The sequence below is a fragment of the Sodalis sp. (in: enterobacteria) genome (genome assembly GCF_047607725.1).
Classification (GTDB): domain Bacteria; phylum Pseudomonadota; class Gammaproteobacteria; order Enterobacterales; family Enterobacteriaceae; genus JBLKSS01.
This window is the reverse complement of sequence record NZ_JBLKSS010000244.1, coordinates 1-3,665: the sequence shown is the minus strand read 5'-3', so window position 1 is coordinate 3,665 and position 3,665 is coordinate 1. Positions and strand designations below refer to the sequence as shown.

Below are 3,665 nucleotides of genomic sequence, written 5' to 3'. Positions count from 1 at the left end.
CACTCAAACCGGGATGGAAATAAAAGTTATTAAAATCAATATAATGTGAAAATGCAATGAGCATAAGCGTGTAACGTAGGTTTACTGTCTCGTACAACAAACCCACCAATAATTCAAGACGTCCTCCACGGGGCGCTTACGGTTTAAGTGAGTCGAGCAACTAACCACCCTCCCTTGACCGGACGGTACAGAGCACCTCTACCCCTGACCTCGGTGGGTTAGGAAACCGCGTATTCACTGCGTAAAAAGCGCTTTATAGCGAATAAAGTGGCTCGGCAGTGTGTTTAGGGTGAGATTTGGGGTGAGATAAGTAAGCGATAGTCATGTGGTCATGCTTGCCATGTTTGCGCCAGGGCGTGAGCCAAACTTCTTGAGGCTCTTGGCGCGGCGCAGGCTAACAGGCACCCTAAATGCCCATTAAGGTGGAGGTTAAACCGCCGTGAGTGAAATTCACCTTAAAAGATGAAACAAAGACGCGCCGGCAGGCTGGTGCAAATCTGGCATACGAAGCAAAGTGAGCACTAAGAAAGGGGTGGGCCATCCCATCTTGATGAGACATCTGCTGAAGATCCTCACGCTGACGCCGGTCCTGTTAACCAGCGTCGGGTAAAGAGAAGGGCCGCAGAGAGCGGCTATGTCATCCTAAACGCCACCTGGTCCTTTGCAGGCGCGAGGTGGCGGTAAGCCGGCATGCAGGGTGCGGCAGAACCGCTAGCCGTAAGCGTAATGGGAACAATGTCGATTAGCGGAGTCAGCGTCCGAAAACGTCGCGGCAACGCGTCTAGCAGGGAGAAAAGCGTCATTCTACCCCTCTCAGGGGCACCCTTCGCTGCGCCCCACGTCTTTTATTCAGACTTTCGACAGCAGTTGCGTTGGTCCCACTTGCCAGCACAGCTTGCCGCTGCCGCTGACGGCGTCCAGATCAACGCCCGCCACGGCGGAAGTGGCGAACATCGGCGGCTGCGCATCGGGGCATAAATCCGCCACCAGATATCCCACCAACGGCAAATGGGAGATGACCAGCACCCGGTTCAGCCCTTCATTCGCTAGCGCCTGCAGGTAGCAGCATACCAGTCCGGCATCCCCACCCGGCGTCAGCTCCGGCAACACTTCATGTCCGTCCGGCAACACCAGGTATGCCTGCAGGGTATCGAGCGTCTGCCTAGCGCGCAGATAGGGACTGACCAACACCCGATCAATATCCGCCACTTGGCCACTAAGCCAGCGCGCCATCAGGCCGGATTCGTCACGGCCACGATCGGTCAGGGGTCTTTCCGCATCGCTGGCGGCCTCGGAAACAGCATCGCCATGCCGCATAATTAGAACTTGCATAATGCACCGTTGTTGTTGGGGGAAAACGCGCCCGGTCGACTGGGGAATATGCCCACAGCCTGCCACTGACGCACGGGTCGTGCCGCCATCCACCCGCGGTGGAGGTATAACGACCGTGCCAGATGAGCGGTCTCATCTGACCAAAACGCTGTTTTTTTTACATCAACTCCACCCCGGGAGTCAATATCACGCGCAGGGCCATTCGCACGCGAGCCGCGTTTTCGTGTTGGAAAACGAACCGCGTATTTACGATGACTATCAGGCTATGACAACACTTTAGCCGAATGGTGCATAAACACCGTGGGAATATTCTTATCGCGGAACAAAAACGGCACCCCGCCGCGCCGTAAGGGCTCAGCAGCGGGGTTCGACAAGGGAGTAGTTAACGCAGACCCAATTGGAAAATCAGCGTTTCCGCCTGACAGCAAAAAGTAAAATCCGCGTCCAGCACGAAACCGTTATCCTGTGGTTCAATCCTAGCATCGATCTGGCAAGGATCGGATTCCACCGCGCTGGCTTTTTCCGTCAGCGTGGCCAACATCGATTCCGCCTGCTGGCGGACCGCAAATTCGCAGCTAAAGCTCGCCTTGCAATCTTCATTGTCAATGATGGTGCCAACGTCAACGCAGCAGCAAGCTGCCGTTTCATTTGCGCTGCATTTGTTCAGTGAATTAGCCATTGTGTTCTCCTTGCCCGGCGACCCGGGGTGGCGCTAGTCATCAATCTTACTCATTATAGGGAATAATTATATGCCCCTTGCGCCGGGGTTAACAGCCGATCCGGCGCACAATAGGGCCTCCAAAGACGCGTTTTTATCGCCCGAGGTAAAGGGACATGGTTCGCTATTTCCAGAGCGTTACCGATGTAGCAAAACCGTAAACGGAACGTCATGCTGAGTGCGACGGCGCTAACATAACCGCACCCCGGCGGCTCGTCACACCCTCAGTCGCCCCCCTGACTCCCCGGTAACTTGCCCTCCCCCTCCGGCGCTTTACCTCCTGCCGTCTGGACGTTAGCCCATTGACCACAGGGGGCAGCGCCGTTTATTGGGCATCTATCGAGTTAAGATCGCCTTGGATGGCGGCGGCGTTCGGGTTTTCCTGCGGCGTCAACACGCCATCGCTGGCCAGGAAGTCATGCCGCTGGAAATAGGCGGCGCGCACCATGGCGTAGGGATCCTGCGAATTGCGCAGCTGGCCGTCCGAGTCCAGCAGTTGGGCGCGGGTTTCCAGGCCTTCCAACGCCCATTTGCCGGCGGACATCCACCAGGTCAGGTAGCTCAACAGCGGGTACAGATCATCCACCAGCCCGCCGACGTCCTCACGGGGCGTGAAACTGCCGTAGCCGGGCAACTGCACATACGGGCCGTAACCGACGCCATAATTGCCCAGCATACTGCCGAAACGCCGCGGCTCCTCTTTGGCCAGTTTCGGGTTCGCCATGGAGGCAACATCGATTAACCCCCCCATGCCGAGCAGGGTATTAAGGAAAAAGCGGTTGAAATGCACCATCGCTTTGTAGGGCTTGCCCTCGACAAAGTAGTTGACCATGGTGGCGGGCTCTTCCAGGTTGGTGAAAAAATTGCTCAACCCGTTACGCGCCGGCTTAGGCACATAATCCCGCCAGGCCACCGCCGCCGGGCGCACCACGTAGGGGTCTAGCACGTTATAGTTGAAATTAAACATGCTGCGGTTGAAACCTTCCAGAGGATCCGACCGGCCTTGGTCGTCCTGATTTTGATGAGTAGCGCACCCCAGAAGCAGGACGCTGGCAAACGCCACACCTGACAAGCGAAAATTCATTATAAAACTCCGTTGTATTTTCTTATGCCATCGCTAGGGAAGCTGCTGGTCTATCTCAACAGCTACCCGGGCGTTACCGCTAAATGGCTGCGTCGTACTTTTGCCGAACCAGTCACCGCGTTGCGGTTGCACGGTACCGTCGCGCGCCAGTCGGACCCGTACTTTTACCTGCCGCTGGGCAGAAAGCAAACGTTCGGGGATCATGGCATTACTATCGTCGAACGATAACGATAACGGAAAGCGACTCATTGGCAAAGGTTTTACCGCTACAGGTATTGGACTTTGTCCATCGCTGACGGAAATAAATAGCGTCCTATAGAGAAGTAATTTATTTGATACTTACGGGAATTGGCGGGATCTGGCGGGAATTCGTGGGATTTCTTAGGCTTAGGGATGATTTATGTATTTGATACCGATGAACAAAAAAAGAACAAAATAGAGCCTATAGGCAAAACATTTGATACTTAACGTAACGGCCTTAAAACGTAAGCGCCCCGTGGAGGACGTCTTGAATTATTGGTGGGTTTGTTG

General features: G+C 55.0%; 3 protein-coding genes and 1 pseudogene. All 4 read right to left on the bottom strand.

The window, feature by feature from the left end; genetic code table 11:
- Positions 1-849 precede the first annotated feature (849 nt).
- Positions 850-1,332, bottom strand: a complete 483-nt coding sequence (gene sixA, locus ACMX3H_RS17585) for a phosphohistidine phosphatase SixA (protein WP_415211727.1) — start codon at positions 1,330-1,332, stop codon at positions 850-852.
- 382 nt (positions 1,333-1,714) lie between these two features.
- The gene (locus tag ACMX3H_RS17580; protein WP_415211726.1) at positions 1,715-2,011 is read right to left on the bottom strand and encodes a YfcZ/YiiS family protein; all 297 of its coding nucleotides are present in this window, start codon (positions 2,009-2,011) and stop codon (positions 1,715-1,717) included.
- Positions 2,012-2,375: 364 nt separating this feature from the next.
- Complete coding sequence (gene mlaA, locus ACMX3H_RS17575; protein WP_415211725.1) at positions 2,376-3,134, bottom strand: phospholipid-binding lipoprotein MlaA; 759 nt, start codon at positions 3,132-3,134, stop codon at positions 2,376-2,378.
- 33 nt (positions 3,135-3,167) lie between these two features.
- Positions 3,168-3,446: pseudogene (locus ACMX3H_RS17570) on the bottom strand (c-type cytochrome biogenesis protein CcmI); the annotation flags it as partial.
- Between the last annotated feature and the right edge of the window lie 219 nt (positions 3,447-3,665).

Coding starts and splice junctions, on each gene's coding strand:
- sixA (WP_415211727.1), bottom strand. CDS start 1,332: ATGCAAGTTCTAATTATGCGGCATGGCGATGCTGTTTCCGAGGCCGCC.
- ACMX3H_RS17580 (WP_415211726.1), bottom strand. CDS start 2,011: ATGGCTAATTCACTGAACAAATGCAGCGCAAATGAAACGGCAGCTTGC.
- mlaA (WP_415211725.1), bottom strand. CDS start 3,134: ATGAATTTTCGCTTGTCAGGTGTGGCGTTTGCCAGCGTCCTGCTTCTG.